The sequence below is a fragment of the Castellaniella sp. S9 genome (genome assembly GCF_027257175.1).
In the GTDB taxonomy this organism is placed as follows: domain Bacteria; phylum Pseudomonadota; class Gammaproteobacteria; order Burkholderiales; family Burkholderiaceae_B; genus Castellaniella.
In genome coordinates this window covers 61,259-77,161 of the sequence record NZ_JAPFGD010000008.1, presented here as the reverse complement: position 1 = coordinate 77,161, position 15,903 = coordinate 61,259, and the positions used below count along the sequence as shown (strand labels likewise).

General features: G+C 66.8%; 17 protein-coding genes and 1 pseudogene. 6 read left to right on the top strand and 12 right to left on the bottom strand.

Annotation, left to right across the window (positions count from 1 at the left end; translation table 11 throughout):
* Nucleotides 1-5 precede the first annotated feature (5 nt).
* Entirely contained in the window at nt 6-794 is a 789-nt protein-coding gene (locus OOZ48_RS13780) for an ABC transporter ATP-binding protein (protein WP_269499285.1), read from the top strand.
* Nucleotides 795-837: 43 nt separating this feature from the next.
* On the opposite strand, the gene ntrC is transcribed toward OOZ48_RS13780, so the two are convergent.
* The 6 genes from ntrC to rph form a co-directional block, all read right to left on the bottom strand.
* Nucleotides 838-2,292 carry a nitrogen regulation protein NR(I) gene (gene ntrC / locus OOZ48_RS13775; protein WP_269499283.1) on the bottom strand — a complete coding sequence of 485 codons (1,455 nt, stop codon included), beginning with the start codon at nt 2,290-2,292 and terminating at the stop codon, nt 838-840.
* Nucleotides 2,289-3,239, bottom strand: a complete 951-nt coding sequence (glnL, locus tag OOZ48_RS13770; protein ID WP_269499281.1) for a nitrogen regulation protein NR(II) — start codon at nt 3,237-3,239, stop codon at nt 2,289-2,291. Before glnL ends, ntrC begins: the two co-directional genes overlap by 4 nt.
* 15 nt (nt 3,240-3,254) lie before the next feature.
* Nucleotides 3,255-4,667: a type I glutamate--ammonia ligase gene (gene glnA, locus OOZ48_RS13765; RefSeq protein WP_269499279.1), complete on the bottom strand. Its 1,413-nt coding sequence runs from the start codon at nt 4,665-4,667 to the stop codon at nt 3,255-3,257.
* Nucleotides 4,668-4,869: 202 nt separating this feature from the next.
* On the bottom strand, nt 4,870-6,066 hold the full coding sequence (gene hemW, locus OOZ48_RS13760) for a radical SAM family heme chaperone HemW (protein ID WP_269499556.1): 1,197 nt from the start codon (nt 6,064-6,066) through the stop codon (nt 4,870-4,872).
* A 43-nt stretch (nt 6,067-6,109) separates the two neighbouring features.
* Nucleotides 6,110-6,715 (bottom strand): RdgB/HAM1 family non-canonical purine NTP pyrophosphatase, encoded by a 606-nt coding sequence (gene rdgB, locus OOZ48_RS13755; RefSeq protein WP_269499276.1) that lies wholly within the window; start codon nt 6,713-6,715, stop codon nt 6,110-6,112.
* Nucleotides 6,712-7,461, bottom strand: a complete 750-nt coding sequence (gene rph / locus OOZ48_RS13750) for a ribonuclease PH (RefSeq protein ID WP_269499274.1) — start codon at nt 7,459-7,461, stop codon at nt 6,712-6,714. Before rph ends, rdgB begins: the two co-directional genes overlap by 4 nt.
* A gap of 85 nt (nt 7,462-7,546) precedes the next feature.
* On the opposite strand from rph, the gene OOZ48_RS13745 reads away from it, so the two are divergent.
* The 4 genes and pseudogenes from OOZ48_RS13745 to OOZ48_RS18480 all read left to right on the top strand — a co-directional run.
* Nucleotides 7,547-8,470 (top strand): YicC/YloC family endoribonuclease, encoded by a 924-nt coding sequence (locus tag OOZ48_RS13745; RefSeq protein ID WP_269499272.1) that lies wholly within the window; start codon nt 7,547-7,549, stop codon nt 8,468-8,470.
* A gap of 90 nt (nt 8,471-8,560) precedes the next feature.
* Nucleotides 8,561-8,692, top strand: coding sequence for a hypothetical protein (locus OOZ48_RS13740; RefSeq protein WP_269499270.1), 132 nt, complete (start codon nt 8,561-8,563; stop codon nt 8,690-8,692).
* Between the two features lie 61 nt (nt 8,693-8,753).
* On the top strand, nt 8,754-9,086 hold the full coding sequence (locus tag OOZ48_RS13735) for a BrnA antitoxin family protein (protein ID WP_269499268.1): 333 nt from the start codon (nt 8,754-8,756) through the stop codon (nt 9,084-9,086).
* Between the two features lies 1 nt (nt 9,087).
* Nucleotides 9,088-9,162, top strand: a pseudogene (locus OOZ48_RS18480) (transcriptional regulator); the annotation flags it as partial.
* 142 nt (nt 9,163-9,304) lie between these two features.
* Here OOZ48_RS18480 and OOZ48_RS13730 read toward each other — a convergent pair.
* Nucleotides 9,305-9,706 (bottom strand): hypothetical protein, encoded by a 402-nt coding sequence (locus OOZ48_RS13730; RefSeq protein ID WP_269499265.1) that lies wholly within the window; start codon nt 9,704-9,706, stop codon nt 9,305-9,307.
* A gap of 301 nt (nt 9,707-10,007) precedes the next feature.
* Complete coding sequence (locus OOZ48_RS13725; protein ID WP_269499263.1) at nt 10,008-10,949, bottom strand: LysR family transcriptional regulator; 942 nt, start codon at nt 10,947-10,949, stop codon at nt 10,008-10,010.
* A 206-nt stretch (nt 10,950-11,155) separates the two neighbouring features.
* Between OOZ48_RS13725 and OOZ48_RS13720 the strand changes: the two genes are divergently transcribed.
* On the top strand, nt 11,156-11,866 hold the full coding sequence (locus OOZ48_RS13720) for a pirin family protein (protein WP_269499261.1): 711 nt from the start codon (nt 11,156-11,158) through the stop codon (nt 11,864-11,866).
* Here the strand turns inward: OOZ48_RS13720 and OOZ48_RS13715 are convergent.
* From OOZ48_RS13715 to OOZ48_RS13700, 4 genes are all read right to left on the bottom strand, one after another.
* On the bottom strand, nt 11,863-13,155 hold the full coding sequence (locus OOZ48_RS13715) for a hydroxymethylglutaryl-CoA reductase, degradative (RefSeq protein ID WP_269499260.1): 1,293 nt from the start codon (nt 13,153-13,155) through the stop codon (nt 11,863-11,865). The two genes, OOZ48_RS13720 and OOZ48_RS13715, sit on opposite strands and share 4 nt — an antisense overlap.
* A 68-nt stretch (nt 13,156-13,223) precedes the next feature.
* Complete coding sequence (locus OOZ48_RS13710) at nt 13,224-13,970, bottom strand: enoyl-CoA hydratase/isomerase family protein (protein WP_269499258.1); 747 nt, start codon at nt 13,968-13,970, stop codon at nt 13,224-13,226.
* The gene (locus tag OOZ48_RS13705) at nt 13,970-15,202 is read right to left on the bottom strand and encodes a CaiB/BaiF CoA transferase family protein (RefSeq protein WP_269499257.1); all 1,233 of its coding nucleotides are present in this window, start codon (nt 15,200-15,202) and stop codon (nt 13,970-13,972) included. The genes OOZ48_RS13710 and OOZ48_RS13705 overlap by 1 nt, the downstream gene beginning before the upstream one ends.
* Nucleotides 15,199-15,897, bottom strand: coding sequence for an ABC transporter ATP-binding protein (locus tag OOZ48_RS13700; protein ID WP_269499254.1), 699 nt, complete (start codon nt 15,895-15,897; stop codon nt 15,199-15,201). The genes OOZ48_RS13705 and OOZ48_RS13700 overlap by 4 nt, the downstream gene beginning before the upstream one ends.
* Nucleotides 15,898-15,903 lie beyond the last annotated feature (6 nt).

The window sequence follows — 15,903 nt, the reverse complement described above, 5'->3', positions numbered from 1 at the left end:
CGCCGATGCTGGAACTGGATCACATTCACCTGAGCTATCCCGCCGCCGGCGGCCGCCTGCAGGCCGTCAGCGACCTCAGCCTGTCTCTCGAGGGCGGCCAGATCGCCTGCCTGCTGGGCGCCTCGGGCTGCGGCAAGACAACCGTGCTGCGGGCCATTGCGGGGTTCGAGCCCCTGGACGAGGGCGAGATCCGCCTGGCGGGGCGCGTGCTCTCGACGGTCGGCGGCCAGGTCGAGCCCGAACACCGGCGGGTCGGCATGATGTTCCAGGACTACGCCCTCTTTCCCCACCTGACGGTCGCGCAGAACGTCGCCTTCGGCCTGCGCCGCCTGTCGGCCAAGGCGCGTGCGCAGACGGTGCGCGAGATGCTCGCCCTCACCGATCTCGATGGCCTGGGCAACCGCTATCCGCACCAGCTCTCGGGCGGACAGCAGCAGCGCGTGGCGCTGGCCCGCGCCCTGGCGCCCGAGCCCCAGCTGCTGCTGCTGGACGAACCGTTCTCCAACCTGGACATCGACGCCCGCGAGAAACTCGCCTTCGAGCTGCGCGACATCCTCAAGGCGGCCGGCCGCACCGCCCTGCTGGTCACCCACAACCAGGCGGAGGCCTTTGCCATCGCCGACCGGATCGGGGTGATGCAGGAGCGCACACTGGCGCAATGGGACTCCCCCTATGGCCTGCACCACCATCCGGCGACACCCGAGATCGCGGCCTTCATCCGCCGTGAAGCCCTGCTGGCCCAGCGCGCGCAGGCCTGCCTGCGCGGCAGACCGGGCGCGCCCGCGGCGGCCTAGGGGCCTGTTCGGGCAACCCGTGCAGACGCCTGGTGCCTGGTCCTCACGCCTCCCCGCCGCCCGCATCCAGCCCCAGTTCCCGGCACTTGCGCGCCAGCGTATTGCGGCCAATGCCCAGGCGCCGGGCCGCCTCGCCGCGCCGGCCGCCGCTATAGGCCAGGGCGGCGCCGATCACCGCGCGTTCGAAGTCCGCCGCCAGCGTGTCCATCACACAAGGCTCCTGGCGTCCCAGACGGCGGCGCGCGTCCTCGGCCAGGGCGGCCGCCCATCCGGGCCCCTGCCGCCCCTCCGACGGGTCGGTTCCGGCGCGGCCCGCACCGGCCTCGGCCGCGGTCGCCGGCGCGGCCTCCAGGACCTCGGGCGGCAGGTCGTGCCGCTCGACCGTCTGGCTGGGCGCCATCACCGTCAGCCACTGGCAAATGTTCTCGAGCTGGCGGATATTGCCGGGATAATCGAAACGCTCGAGCGTCGCCAGCGCGTCGGGACCGAGGGTGCGCGCCGGCACCCCGAGCTCGGCGGCGCTGGTGCGCAGGAAATGCGCGGCCAGGGCGGCGATGTCCTCGCGGCGCTCGCGCAGCGGCGGCAGGCGCAGGCGAATCACGTTCAGCCGATGAAACAGGTCCTCGCGAAACAGACCCTGCGCGACGCGCCGCTCGAGCGGCTGATGGGTGGCCGCCACCACGCGTACGTCCACGGCCAGGGCCTGGGTGCCGCCGACCCGATAGAAACTGCCCTCGGCCAGAACCCGCAACAGGCGGGTCTGCAACTCGGCCGGCATGTCACCGATCTCGTCCAGGAACAGCGTGCCGCCGCGCGCCTCCTCGAAGCGCCCGCGACGCGTCTGCACCGCGCCGGTGAAGGCGCCGCGCTCGTGCCCGAACAATTCGGCTTCCAGCAGGTCACGCGGGATCGCCGCCGCGTTGACGGCAATGAAGGGCCCGGCCGCACGCCGGCTGTGCTGGTGCAGGGCGCGCGCAATGAGTTCCTTGCCGGTGCCGGATTCGCCGGTGATCAGCACCGTCGCCTTGGAGGCCGCCAGGCGCCCCATGGCGCGAAAGACCTCCTGCATCGCCGGCGCATGCGAGGGCATCAGCATGCCGCGCGCCGCCTCGCCCGCCAAGGGCCCGGCATCGGATTGCTCGCGCGCGGCACGGCGGATGGTGAGCACCGCGGCCTCGACGTCGAAGGGCTTGGCCAGGTAGTCGAATGCGCCGTGCTGGAAGGCCGCCACGGTCGTGTCCAGATCGGTGAACGCCGTCATGACGATGACGGGAATGTCCGGCGCGCGCGCCTTGATCTCGGCCATCAGACTCAAGCCGTCGCGGCCCGGCATGCGCACATCGGTGAGGACCACCGACGGCCGCTCGCCCGCGTCGAACGCGTCCAGCGCGGCCACGCCGTCCGAAAAACCCCGCACCGGCAGCCCTTCCTTGTCGAGGGCCTTCTCCAGCACCCAGCGCATGGTCTTTTCGTCGTCGACGATCCACACGGGATTCATAGCGGCTCCATGGGCAGGATGAGGCGGAACTCGGTATGGCCGGGCCGCGAGTCGAACTCGACCAGGCCGCCGTGCTGCTGCATGAATTCCTGGGCGAGGCTCAGGCCCAGTCCCGAGCCCTGGGCCCGCCCCGTCAACAGGGGATGGAAGATCTTGTCGCGCAGCGCATCGGGCACGCCGGGGCCGTTGTCGATGACGGACAGCACCAGGCCCATGCGCACCTGTCGGCGCAGCAGCACCAACTGGTGGCCGACGCGCGTGCGCAGGATCAACCGTGGGGCCTGGAGCCCGGGGTTCTCGGTCAAGGCCTGGCCCGCGTTGCGCGCCACGTTCAACAAGGCCTGAAGGATGCGCGAGAAATCGCCCCGCAACTCGGGCGCCGAGGCGTCGTAGTCGCGCACGATCTCGATTCGCCGGCCATACTCGGCGGCCAGCAGCGTGTAGACCCGCTCGCAGACCTCGTGAATATTGAAGCACCGGATCTCCAGCCCCTGCCGCTGCGAGGACACCAGGCGCTCGACCAGGTCCACCAGGCGGTCGGCCTCGGCGATGATGACGCCGGTATAGTCCCGCAGCCCCGGATCCTCGAGTTCGCCCTCGAGCAATTGCGCCGCGGCGCGCAGGCCGCTGAGCGGATTGCGGATCTCGTGCGCAAGATTGCGCAGCGATTCGCGCTGCGCGGTCTGCTCGGCATGGGCGTGCTGCCGGTCGTCCAGCAAGGTCGCCCGCACGGGGATCTCGTACAGCCAGGCCCACGGCGCCGCGCGCAGCGGCACCTTGACGACGCTCTGGACCATGCCGATGAGCGGGTCGGCGTCCATGCCTTCGAGCTGACGGCGCGACAGGCCGAAATATTCCTCCGCGGCCGTGTTGGCATGGCGGACCCGCCGGTCCCCGTCCAGCAGCAGGACCGCGGTCTTCAGCAGGTCGTAGCCGGCGGGGTCCATGGCGCAGCCCGCCGGCTACAGGCTGTAGTACATGTCGAACTCCACGGGATGCGGCGTCACGCGCAGGCGGTCCAGCTCGTTGGCCTTCAGGCCAAGGTAGGCGTCGATCAGGTCATTGCTGAACACGCCGCCGCGCGTCAGGAACTCGCGATCGCCGTCCAGGGCCTCGAGGGCCTGTTCCAGCGAGGCGCAGACCGTGGGGATCTTGGCATCCTCCTCGGGCGGCAGGTCGTACAGGTTCTTGTCCGCCGGATCGCCCGGATGGATTTTGTTCTGCACGCCGTCCAGGCCGGCCATCATCAGGGCCGAAAAGGCCAGGTAGGGGTTGGCCAGGGGATCGGGGAAGCGCGCCTCGACGCGGCGGGCCTTGGGATTGCCGACGTACGGAATGCGGATGGAGGCCGAGCGGTTGCGCGCCGAGTACGCGAGCTTGACCGGCGCCTCGTAGTGCGGCACCAGGCGCTTGTAGGAATTCGTCGAGGGATTGGTGATGGCGTTCAGGGCGCGCGCGTGCTTGATGATGCCGCCGATGTAGTACAGCGCGAACTCCGACAGGCCGCCATAGCCGTTGCCGGCGAACAGGTTCTGGCCGTCCTTCCAGATCGACTGGTGCACGTGCATGCCCGAGCCGTTGTCGCCCACGATGGGCTTGGGCATGAAGGTCGCGGTCTTGCCATAGACGTGGGCCACATTGTGGATGACGTACTTCATGACCTGGTTCCAGTCGGCGCGCTGCACCAGGGTGCTGAAGCGCGTGCCGATCTCGAGCTGCCCGGCCGTCGCCACCTCGTGGTGATGGACCTCGACCGGCACGCCGAGCTGCTCCATCAGCAGGCACATTTCCGAGCGCATGTCGTGGAAGGAATCGACCGGGGGCACCGGCACGTAGCCGCCCTTGATGCCGGGCCGATGCCCCAGATTGGTGCCGTTGGCGTCGTCCGCGCTGGACCAGGCGCCCTCCTCGGAGCGGATCTTGACGAAGCAGCCCGACATGTCGGCATTCCAGCTGATGCTGTCGAACACGAAGAACTCGGGCTCCGGACCGAAATACGCGGTGTCGCCCAGGCCGCTGGACTTCAGATAGGCCTCGGCGCGCCGGGCGAGCGAGCGCGGATCGCGGTCATAGCCCTTGAGGTCGGACGGCTCGACCACGTCGCAGGTCAGGATCAGCGTAGCCTCCTCCCGAAACGGGTCCATGCGGGCCGTGGTCGGGTCCGGGATCAGCAGCATGTCCGAAGCTTCGATGCCCTTCCAGCCCGGCAGCGACGAGCCGTCGAAGGCCACGCCGGCCTCCATCTTGTCCTCGTCCACGACGTGCGCCGGGGTGGTCAGGTGATGTTCGCGGCCCAGCGTGTCGGTATAGCGAAAATCGACGAAAGCCACTTCGCGCTCCGCGATCATCTTGATGACTTCTTCGTTGGTGGACATGAGAGCTCCTGTCTAGCACAGTTCGATTGAGGGAAAAGCCGATGGCTTACAACGCGTAAAGCAACAAGCGTGCCAAGTTTTTGGGCGTGCTGGAGGGCGGCAAAACGACCCATCGGCGAACCTGACGCCATGTCGCACCATAAGAGTGCAAATTATAGGGCGTGCATGCCCTATTTCAGTGCACTCCGGACAGGAAAAACATCTATTCCGCCAGGAACTCCATCTGCAACTCATTCAGGAATCGCCAGCCCAGCGGGGTGGCGCGGATCTGCTCGAGCCCCGGTTCCAGCAGGCCGCGCTCGGCGGCGTGCCGCATCGCCGGCAGGATCGACATCAAGGACAAGCCCGTGCGTTCGATGAACAGGCCGCCCTCGACACCGTCCCTGAGGCGCAGCGCATTGAGCATGAATTCGAACCCCAGGTCGGCTGCCCCGAGGACTCTTTCCTCGGCGATGTGGCTGCCGTCGCGCGCCAAGGCCTGGCGCATCCAGGAGTCGGGCATGCGCGAACGCGCCTGGCGCAGGATGCGATCCTGGAACGACAGCTTGGAATGCGCGCCGGGGCCGATGCCCAGGTAATCCCCGAAACGCCAGTAATTCAGGTTGTGCTGGCAGGCCTGCCCCGGGCGGGCATAGGCCGAGACTTCGTAGCGCTCCCAGCCGGCGGCCGCGGTCAGCTCGACGATGCGGTCCTGCATGGCGGCGCTGGCGTCATCGTCGGGCACCTTGGGCGGGTACTTTGCAAAGACGGTGTTGGGCTCCATGGTCAGGTGATAGAGCGACAGATGGCCGGTGCCGTAGGACATGGCCTCGCGCAGGTCGCGCTCGCACGCCTCCAGAGTCTGCCCCGGCAGCGCATACATCAGGTCCAGGTTCACGCGCTCGACCGCATGCTGGGCCATCCCGATGGCGCGCCGCGCCTGCGCGCCGTCGTGGATGCGGCCCAAGGCCTCGAGCGCGCGATCATCGAAGCTCTGGATCCCGAGCGAGATCCGGTTGACGCCGGCGCGCGCATAGCCCTCGAAACGGTCCGCCTCGGCGGTGCCCGGATTGGCCTCCAGGGTCACTTCCGCATCCGGCGCCAGGTTCAGGCATGCGCGAAACAAGGCCATCATCCGGTCCACCGTCTCGGCGGACAGCAGGCTGGGCGTGCCGCCGCCGATGAACACCGTGGACACGGTCCGTCCCCAGACCGAGGGGACGGCCTGCTCGAGATCCGCCGCCAGGGCGGCCAGGTAATCCTCCTCGGGGGCCCCTTCGGTGCGCTCGTGCGAATTGAAGTCGCAATACGGGCATTTGCGTACGCACCACGGCACGTGCACGTACAGCGACAGGGGTGGGAGGGCGACAAGCCCGGGCTTGCCGCGTACGCCCGGGCGACCGTCATCGCGCTCGGGCATCGGGACTGGGACGAGTTTCTTCAAGGGTGTCGTTCGCTTGGTTTCAGCGCACCGCGCCCTGCAGGGCCTGGAGCAGGCCGCGCAGGGCGCGGGCGCGGTGGCTGAGGGTGTTCTTGCGGGCCGGCGGCAGCTCGGCCGCCGTCAGGCCCAAGTCTGGCAGATAAAAATACGGGTCGTAGCCAAAACCATTGGCGCCTCGCGGCTGATCCAGCACCTCGCCGTCCCAGGCGCCTTCGACCACCACAGGACGCGGATCCTCGGCCGAGCGCAAATAGGCCAGTACCGCCACATAGCAGGCCCGCCGATCCTCGCGTCCCGCCATGTCCGCGACCAGCTGCGCGTTGTTGGCCTGGTCGCCGCGCGGACCGCCCCGCCGACTGGCATAGCGCGCCGAATACACACCGGGCGCGCCGCCCAGCGCGCGCACGCACAACCCCGAGTCGTCGGCCAAGGCCGGCAGGCCGGTCAGACGGCTGGCGTGGCGCGCCTTGGCCAGTGCGTTTTCGATGAAGGTGCCGTGGGGCTCGTCCGCCTCGGGCACCCCCAGGTCGCCCTGCGGCACCATTTCGATGCCCGCCGCGCCCAGGATCGCGGAAAATTCCTTCAGCTTGCCGGGATTGTTCGAGGCCAGCACGACCCGCATCGTCATACTGTCGCCTCCTCGAGGGCACGGGCCTGCAGGGCGCCCAGGCGGGCGATCCCCGCGCCGGCCAGATCCAGCAAGGCATCCAGCTCCGGACGGCCGAAACTGCCGCCCTCGGCCGTACCCTGCACCTCGACATAGCGGCCGGCATCGGTCATGACCACGTTCATGTCGGTGTCGCAGGCCGAATCCTCGGGATAGTCCAGATCCAGCACCGGGCGGCCGCCGACGATGCCGACCGAAACGGCGGCCACCTGCCCGAGCAGCGGATCGCCCGCCAGCAGGCCGCGGCGCTGCAGGCCGCGCACCGCCAGGGCGGCGGCGACCCAGGCGCCGGTGATGCCGGCGCAGCGCGTGCCGCCGTCGGCCTGCAGCACGTCGCAATCCAGGTGGATGGTGCGCTCGCCCAGGGCATGCAGGTCGAAGACGGCGCGCAGGCTGCGGCCGATGAGGCGCTGGATCTCCTGGGTGCGGCCGCTTTGCTTGCCGCGCGCGGCCTCGCGCTCGCCGCGCGTGTGTGTGGCCCGCGGCAGCATGCCGTACTCGGCCGTAACCCAGCCGCGCCCTGCGCCCTTGAGGAAGGGCGGGACCTTGTCCAGCACACTGGCGTTGCACAAGACCTGGGTGTCGCCCATGCAAGCCAGCACCGAACCCTCGGCGTATCGGGTATACCCGGTCAGCAGGCGCACCTTGCGCAGTTCGTCGGGGGCGCGGCCGGACGGGCGCGCGCCGGCGGATGGATGTTGAGTCATCAAAGATTCCGTGGGTGAGGCAAGCGGGCTTGCCGATGTTCGAGACTACAATACGCCCATATTGTAGATAAACACGGAACGTCCCATGATCCGCAGCATGACGGCCTTCGGCGCGGCACGCCTGGAATCCGAGCCCGGCGCCATCGGCATCGAGATCCGCAGCGTCAACAACCGCTACCTGGACCTCAATCTGCGCCTGCCCGACGACTTGCGCTTCGCCGAGTCCCGCCTCCGGGAGCTGGTGGGCCGGTATGCGCAGCGCGGCAAGATCGAGGTTCGCGTCAGCTACGCGATGGCCGCCGGCGATGCGCCGCGCAGCATCGACCCCGACGCCCTGCGCGCCCTGGCCGCGCAACTGCATGCGGCGCGCGCCCTCATCCCAGACGTCCCGGCGCCGACGCTGGCCGAGCTGCTGGGCGGCGGCGAACGCACGGCGCTGGATGCCGAGACCTGGCTGCCGCTGTGCGAACGCGCGATGACGCAGGCGCTCGACGAATTTACCGCGGCGCGCGCACGCGAGGGCGGGCGCCTGGCCGACGCCATGCTGCAGACGGCACGCGAGATCGCCGTCATCGTGGAGCAGGTCGAAGCCGACCTGCCCGCCTTGATCGACAGCCAGCAGGCCCGCGTGGCCCAGCGCCTGCGCGAGGCGCTCGAGGCCGCCAGCCCCGAGGGCTTCGCCCAGATCGGCGGCGCCGAGCTCTCGGCGCGCATCGCCCAGGAGGCGGGGCTGTTCGGCCTGCGCGTGGACGTGGCCGAGGAAATCGCCCGCCTGCGCTCGCACCTGGCCGAGCTGCAGCACATCCTGGGCGACCCGGGCGCCGCCGGCAAGCGGCAACCGCCGCCCAAGGGCAGCCGCGGCAAGCGCCTCGACTTCCTGTTCCAGGAAATGAACCGCGAGGCCAATACGCTGGGCTCGAAATCCGCGGCGCTGTCGGTCACCCAGGCGGCCATCGACCTGAAGCTGCTGATCGAGCAGATGCGCGAGCAGGCGCAGAATATTGAGTAGTGGTTCAGGACGGTTCGGGACGTTCCATAAAGACGGCCACCTCCCTGTAAAGCCCCTTGAAAAGCAATTTAATTGGGGGTACATTTAATCATGCGAACCGTCGTTGAAACCCTCATCTTCCAAAAGCAAGCCAACGAAGTTTGGGGTGAAAGCGAGCGCCACGCTTTCATCGACTGGATCGCCGAGAACCCAGAGGCCGGTGACGTAATCCCCGACTGGTGATGGTGTATGCCAAGGCTGTGCGCACCAACGTGAAGACCAAGGACATCAAGCGGAGCTGACCATGAAGACCCTGAAGAAACTGGACATGGACAAGGTGGCAAAGGCCATCGAGGCCGATGCCGGCCAGGCGCTACCTGGGCTGCGCGAATCGCTAGCCGAGGCCAAGGCGGGCAAGTTCGCCCAGGTGCATACGCCGGAGCAGATCGCCAAGCGCCGGGGGCGCCCCGTGGGCAGCACCCAGGCCGTGACGAAAGAAGCGGTGAAGCTGCGCCTGGATGCCGACGTGCTGGCCGCGCTGCGCGCCAGTGGCGACGGCTGGCAGACTCGTATCAACGACACCTTGCGGGCTTCGCTGGCCCTGGGCGGCAAGATTAAGGCCCACCCGGCCGGCTGACCCCAAAGCGCCGGCGCTGGTGCTGCTCAACGTGATCGAGCGCAACCCGCAAGCCGTCATCGACGCATTGGCCTGACGCCGGGCACCCCGAAAAATCCTTGAACGCGCGGCTGCATCAGCCCACTGTCATGTGGGCAAGCGTGATGCAAGGTTCCGCGTGCGCAGCGCTTGGCCCAGCGCGAGATGGCTTGCGGAATGCGGAAGCAAACCCGCCTGCCTTATGCGCCATTATCTACGGTGGCCGTGTTGCCTGCCAGAATCTTGTCGACGCACAGGTCGGCGGCGCCATCGACGGGTTCCTCCATATTGGCAAACGTCACCCAGCCGCCTTCCTCGATGAAGGTGTCCTGTTTCCAGGTGTCGACCTCTTTGAGCTGAGTCAATTGATACTGTGAATCCGGCGCGGCCAGAAATCGATTTGCGCAGATATTAGCGGCCAGGGTGGCGACCGCCTGATCGGTGGAAGACGCGACCTGTTCAGCCGCCGTTGCCCCAGTGACCCACCCGCCTGCGCCGAACCCGACCGCCATCGTCAAGGCCGCCGCGCCCACGCAAGACCAAAACCACACTGTTTTCGTGGGTCGATATTGGCCCCAACTGTTCATCATTTCGTTGGACATGTTTTTCCTCCTTATGGTGCTGAATTGCCCTTATATGAAACTGACGACAGTAATCTGTATGACCCGTCAATTCACTAAGTGAAAAAACCGTGACCATCGATATTCAAACAATGCCGTTCTGGTGTTCCTTTTAAAAGGGGCTGATTTATTGTACAGAGCGCATTTCAGGCAAAAGCGCCATGCTTACAATTTTTCGATCAAGGATATCCCTGAGGAACTTTTTATGAAAATTGCACACCGGCCGCGAAGCGTCCCGCTCGCCGGCCGACAAATCATTGTGGAATACTAGTGCCCTGTTTGCTTAATACTCATGCTTAAATTCGGCGTCTGCACTGCCCGCCCACGGCTCCCCTGCCAGGCTGTCCGCGACGTAGTCCATGAAGGCCTGCACGCGGGCGGGCCGCCGGCGGCCCGGCGGCGTCACGATGTGCAGCGCGATGGGTTCGACCTCCCAGGCCTCCATCGCCGTCTCCAATACGCCCGCGCGCAGATGTTCCCAGACCAGGAATTCCGGTTGGAGCGCCAGGCCCAGGCCCGCCAGCAAGGCCGGCGTCAGCGCCTCGGCGTTATTGGAATGCATCTGGGCCGGCATGACCTGTGTGAACTCGCCCTCTTTCTTGTGGCGAAACCGCCAGCTCGCGCCTGCGCGCGAGTAGGCGTATTTCAAGGCCTTGTGATTGGCGAGTTCACGGGGATGGCGCGGTTTCCCGTATTTCTGGAAATAGGCCGGCGAACCGACCAGCAGGATCCGCACCCCGCACAAACGGCGGGCCAGCAGGGACGAGTCCACGAGGTTGGCGATGCGCAAGGCCAGGTCGTAGCGTTCCGCGATCAGGTCGGCCTGCTTGTCGTCGAACTGCAGGTCCAGTTCCACCTCGGGATGCAGGGCCAGGAAGCCGGGCACGATGGGCGCGAGGCGGCTCAACCCGAACGACATCGGCGCCGACACGCGGATGATGCCGCGCAGGCTGCTGGATTGCTCGGTGATCTCGGCCTCGACGGCCTCCCCGTCCTCCAGAATGCGTGTGGCGCGTTCAAGCGCCAGGTGGCCGCTTTCGGTCAAGGACATGCTGCGCGAGGTGCGCTGGAAAAGCGTGGTGTTCAGGCGGGCCTCCAAGCGTCCGATCGCCTTGGACACCGTGGCCTGGGACAACGAGACCTCTGCCGCGGCGCGTGCGAAAGAACCTGTTTCAGCCACTTTGGCGAAGATGGCCCAGGCTTCGAAGTCCGGCAGTTTTTTCATCGGATGCGACAGAGGGTGTGGATATCGACATCATAGGGGCACAGTCGATGCGTTTCAATTTTTGAAGCTTCAACTGTCTAGCCGAATCGGGGTCGCCCGGCGGCCAGCCGCAAAACGGAAACCAAGACATTCCATTTCTGCCATTCTCACCCAGGGCCAGGGGGCATAGACTGAAGCCATTGCAATTCGACGCTGATGAGGATGTCATGATCGAACACCGCCCATTCAACTCGCTTGGAGGCGCCAACCACGGCTGGCTCGACGCGAAGCATCATTTTTCCTTCGCCGGATACTTCGACCCCCGGCGCATGCAGTGGGGCACGCTGCGCGTCTGGAACGACGACACCATCCAGGCCGGCTCGGGCTTTCCGCCCCATCCCCACGCCGACATGGAAATCATCACCTATGTCCGCGAGGGAGCCATCACCCATGAGGACAATCTCGGCAACAGGGGGCGCACGGTGGCCGGCGACGTCCAGGTCATGAGCGCCGGGACGGGCATCCGGCATTCCGAGTACAACCTCGAGCCCGGCTCGACCCGCATCTTTCAGATCTGGATCATGCCGGACCGCGGGGGCCAGCCGCCGTCCTGGGGTTCCAAGCCCTTTCCCAAGCATGGGCGCTCCGGCAAGTTCGTCACCCTGGCCAGCGGCATCGAGGGCGATGGGGACGCGCTGCCCATCCGGACGGATGCGCGGGTACTGGGCGCCACGCTCGAGGCCGGGGAAACCGTCGAGTATCGATTCTCGGACCCTCGGCGCTATGGCTATCTAGTGCCGGCCACGGGTCGCGTCGAGGTCAACGGCCTGGCCCTGCAGGCACGCGACGGCGCCGCCATTCATGGCGAGGACGCCATACGGGTCACCGCCCTCGAGGACGCCGAACTGGTCCTGGTGGATGCGGCGCCGGCCGACTAGCCGCCTGCCGCGCGCAGCGCTTGCAGCAGCTCCACGGCACGGTCGGTGCGCACGTCGTGGTCGGCGGCCAGCTGCCTCGCGATAGCGTCGATCTCGCCCCCCACCGCACCGGCGCCCATGGCGATGTTGCGGGCATGCAAGGCCATGTGTCCGCGCTGTATGCCTTCGGTGGCCAGGGCGCGCAAGGCGCCCAGATTCTGAGCCAGGCCGACCGCGACCGCCACCTCGCCCAGTTCCTGCGCCGTGTCCACCCCCATGATCTTCAGGGCAATGCGGGCCAGGGGGTGCGTCTTGGTGGCGCCGCCGACCAGGCCCACGGGCATCGGCATCTCGAGGGTCCCGACCAGGGCGCCGCCGATATCCTTTTCCCATGTGCTCAGTGAGGTGTAGCGCCCATTCCGGCATGCCCAGGCATGCGCCCCGGCTTCGACCGCACGCCAATCATTGCCGGTCGCCACGATGATCGGGTCGATGCCGTTCATGATGCCCTTGTTGTGCGTAGCGGCCCGGTAGGGATCCACCGCGGCGAAGGTATAGGCGTCGATCACCCCTTCGATGACCTCGGACCCGCTGCGTTCCCGGGTCTCGAGAACCTCGGGCGTCAAGCGCACACGCGCACGCGCCAGGCGCAGATCCGCCAGATTGGAGAGAATGCGCAGGCGCACCTGCCCGCCGGTCAGCTTTTCCACCAGGGGCGAGACGGACTCGGCCATGGTGTTCACGGTATTGGCGCCCATGGCGTCGCGCACGTCCACGATCAGATGCATGACCACCATCGGGCCGCGAGGCGTATCGGGAAACACGTGGACCTCGATGTCCCGGCATCCCCCGCCCAGATCGTTCAGTACTTTGTCGCGGCCATTGGCTAGGGCGACGACCTCGTCGCGATGCTTGAGCAAGGCCAGCCTGGCCCCATGGGGATCGGCAACACCCAGGATCTGCACCTGCGCCCGCATGATGGGGCCGGTGCTGGATGTCTCGAAGCCGCCGCAGTCGCGGGCCAGCTTGGCCATGAACGAAGCGGCGGCGACGATCGAAGGCTCCTCGACCACCATGGGCACGAGCACGTCCTTGCCGTTGACGGTGAAGTTTCCCGCCACGCCCATGGGCAGTTCGAAGGTGGCGATGACGTTCTCGATCATGCCGTCGGCCCGCGGCAGTTCCAGCGCCCCCGGCTTCTCGAGCAGCGCGACGTCGCCTTCGCCCAGGCCGCAGGCCTGCGCCACGTGCGCCAGTCGCTGCGCAGGCGCCAGATTGCGAAAATTGGGAAGCCGTGAATGGGTAGTCATGCTTGTCCTTTATAAAAAATGGTTCGTGCCGGGGCCCATCTGAACGGCCTGCGGGAAGCGCCCTCGAATCAACGTGCAAGAAAACGCCGCAGGCCCGCTTTGGCTTCATCGCAGGTGAATGCGCGCTGGCCCAATTGCGCCTCGCGCGCGAATGCATCCTGGAGGGAAAGGTGCCCCAGCGTCGAAGCCGCCTCTTTGATGACCGACAGGGCGACCCTGCCCTTCCGGGCGATACCTTCGGCATACGCCAGCGCGGCCCGCGCCAGCTCGGCTGCTGGAACGACCCGGTTCAGCAAGCCCATGTCCGCCAGCCGGCGTGCCGAAAAGCGCTCGGCCGTCATCATCAGCTCCATGGCATAGGCATAGGGAATCTGGCGCGTCAGGCGCACCAGCGTGCCGCCCGCGGGCACGATGCCCAGCGTGGCCTCCGGAAGGGCAAAGACCGCGGTGTCGGCGGCGACCCGGATGTCGGCCGCCAGCATGATTTCGAAGCCGCCGCCCATGCACAAACCATTGATCGCCGCCACGACGGGCTTGTAGAAACCAGGCTGCTTGATATGCGCACCGTCCCATTCCGAAATGTCGAATCGCCCCTCGGCCAACGCCGGTATGGATTCCGTGAGGTCCGCACCCACGCAGAACGCGCGATCCCCCGCGCCGGTCAGCAGCACGACCCGCACCTCGGGATCCTCGTTGGCCCGCGCAAAAGCGTGCGCGAGCTGGTCGTACATCGCCAGCGTCAGGGCATTGAGTTTCTCGGGGCGGTTGAAGCGGACATGCGCAATCCCCTCGCGCACTTCATAGTCGATGTTCATCAGATCACGCCCTCCGCGCACAGGCTTTCCAGGTCCGCGGCGCTCAGGCCCGCCCAGCGGCTGAACACCAGCGCATTGTGTTCGCCGAAGGACGGCGCCGCCCCCGTCGCCCGGACGGGCGTCTTCGACAGCTTCATCGGGCTGCCGAAGACCTTCACCGCCACGCCGTCCATGTCCACGGGAACGAACATGTCCCGCACCTGGAGATGCGGATCCCCCACCACTTCATCGATGGTCTTGATGGGCGTCAGAGGAATGGCGTCTCCGGCCATTTCCTCGAGTTCGGCCTTGGTTCGGCCTGCACACCAGCGCCGGACGATCGGCGCGACGCGGCGTTCGTATATCTGCGGATCGAACCGCTTTTCCATGGTGTCGATCTCCGGATCGTCGACCAGGTCGGGCTCGCCGAATATCCTGCAGGCCTCCCGCCAGAACTTGTCCGTATAGGCGCCGAAGAATACGAATCCGTCCTTGCAGGCGAGCTGGCCATAGGGGCGCACGAAGGGATGGTCATTTCCCAGAGGCTGCGCAACGACGCCATCGACGGTGAAATTGACCACGGCGTGCTCGGTCAGCGTCACCACGGAATCCTGCTGCGCGACATCCACCAGCTGCCCTTCCCCGGTCTGCCGGGCGTGCATGACGGCCGCCAGGGCCGCGATCGCCCCATAGAAGGAGGCCGACAGGTCCCCGATGATCGTGCCGACCCGGACGGGCGGACGATCCTTTTCCCCGTTGAAAGACCACAATCCGCCGGTCGCCTGCGCGCTGTTGTCGTAGGCGGGGCGCAGCGAATGAGGGCCCGTCTGGCCGAATCCGCTGATTGAGACATAGACGAGGCGCGGGTTTTCGCTTTTCAGCGCCTCGTAGTCCAGACCCAATTTCGCCATCGTTCCGGGGCGGAAGTTCTCGACGAGCATGTCGGCCTTGCCGATCAGCTTGCGCAGCAATGCCTGGCCCCGGCTGGTTTTCAGGTTCAGGCTGACGCCGAGCTTATGCCGGTTGTACTGAGCGAAAAAAGCGCTCGCCCTGCCCTTTTCCCCCTGCACGAATGGCGGGAAAGTCCTCACGTAGTCGGGCTCCGCGGGGTTCTCGACCTTGATCACCGTCGCCCCGAGGTCGGCCAGCATCATCGTGCAATAAGGCCCCGCCACCACGCGCGTCACATCGACGACCACCAATCCTCTGAGCGGGCCGTCGCCCAGGGGCAGCCCTGCCTCTGCTGCATTCATTCACCTTCTCCCGATATTTCCCGGCGATGCCCGGCGCTCGCGCGATCCGCCGTGACATAGCCGCGTTCGATAAACAGCGTCAGACTTTGCACGCCGTCCAACAAGGACGCATTGGACTCGGTGATCACCACGCAAAGCTGCGGGTGAGACTCGCGCAAGGCCCTGAGCGCATCGCCATACTGCCGCGCCAATACGGGCGCCAGGCCCTGGAATGGCTCGTCCAGCAAGACGTAGCGGGTCCCCACCATCAGCGCCCGAGCCAGTGCGACCATCTTGCCCTGCCCGCCCGACAACGCGGCCCCCGAGCGCTGCAACATGGGCTTGAGCTGCGGCATCGCGGCAAGCACCGCCTCCGCCCGCCGCGCAATCTCGCGCCTGGATACGCCCTGCACGTCGCAAGGCAGGGCAATGTTCTGGGCAACGGTCAGGGCGGGGAAAATGACCCTGTCCTCCGGTGCATAGCCGAACCCCGCGGCCGCCCGCAAATAGGCGGGTTCCTCGCCGATGTTCCGGCCATCGAGCAGCAGACGGCCCGACACCGGTTTCACCAATCCCATGATGCTTCGCAGCAGGGTCGTCTTGCCCGCGCCGTTGCACCCGACGACCGCGACCGTATCGCCCTGCGGCAGGCTGATGCTGACATCGCGCAGCACCACGTTGCCACCCAGGGCCACGCGCATGGATTCGATATGCAAGCCCAC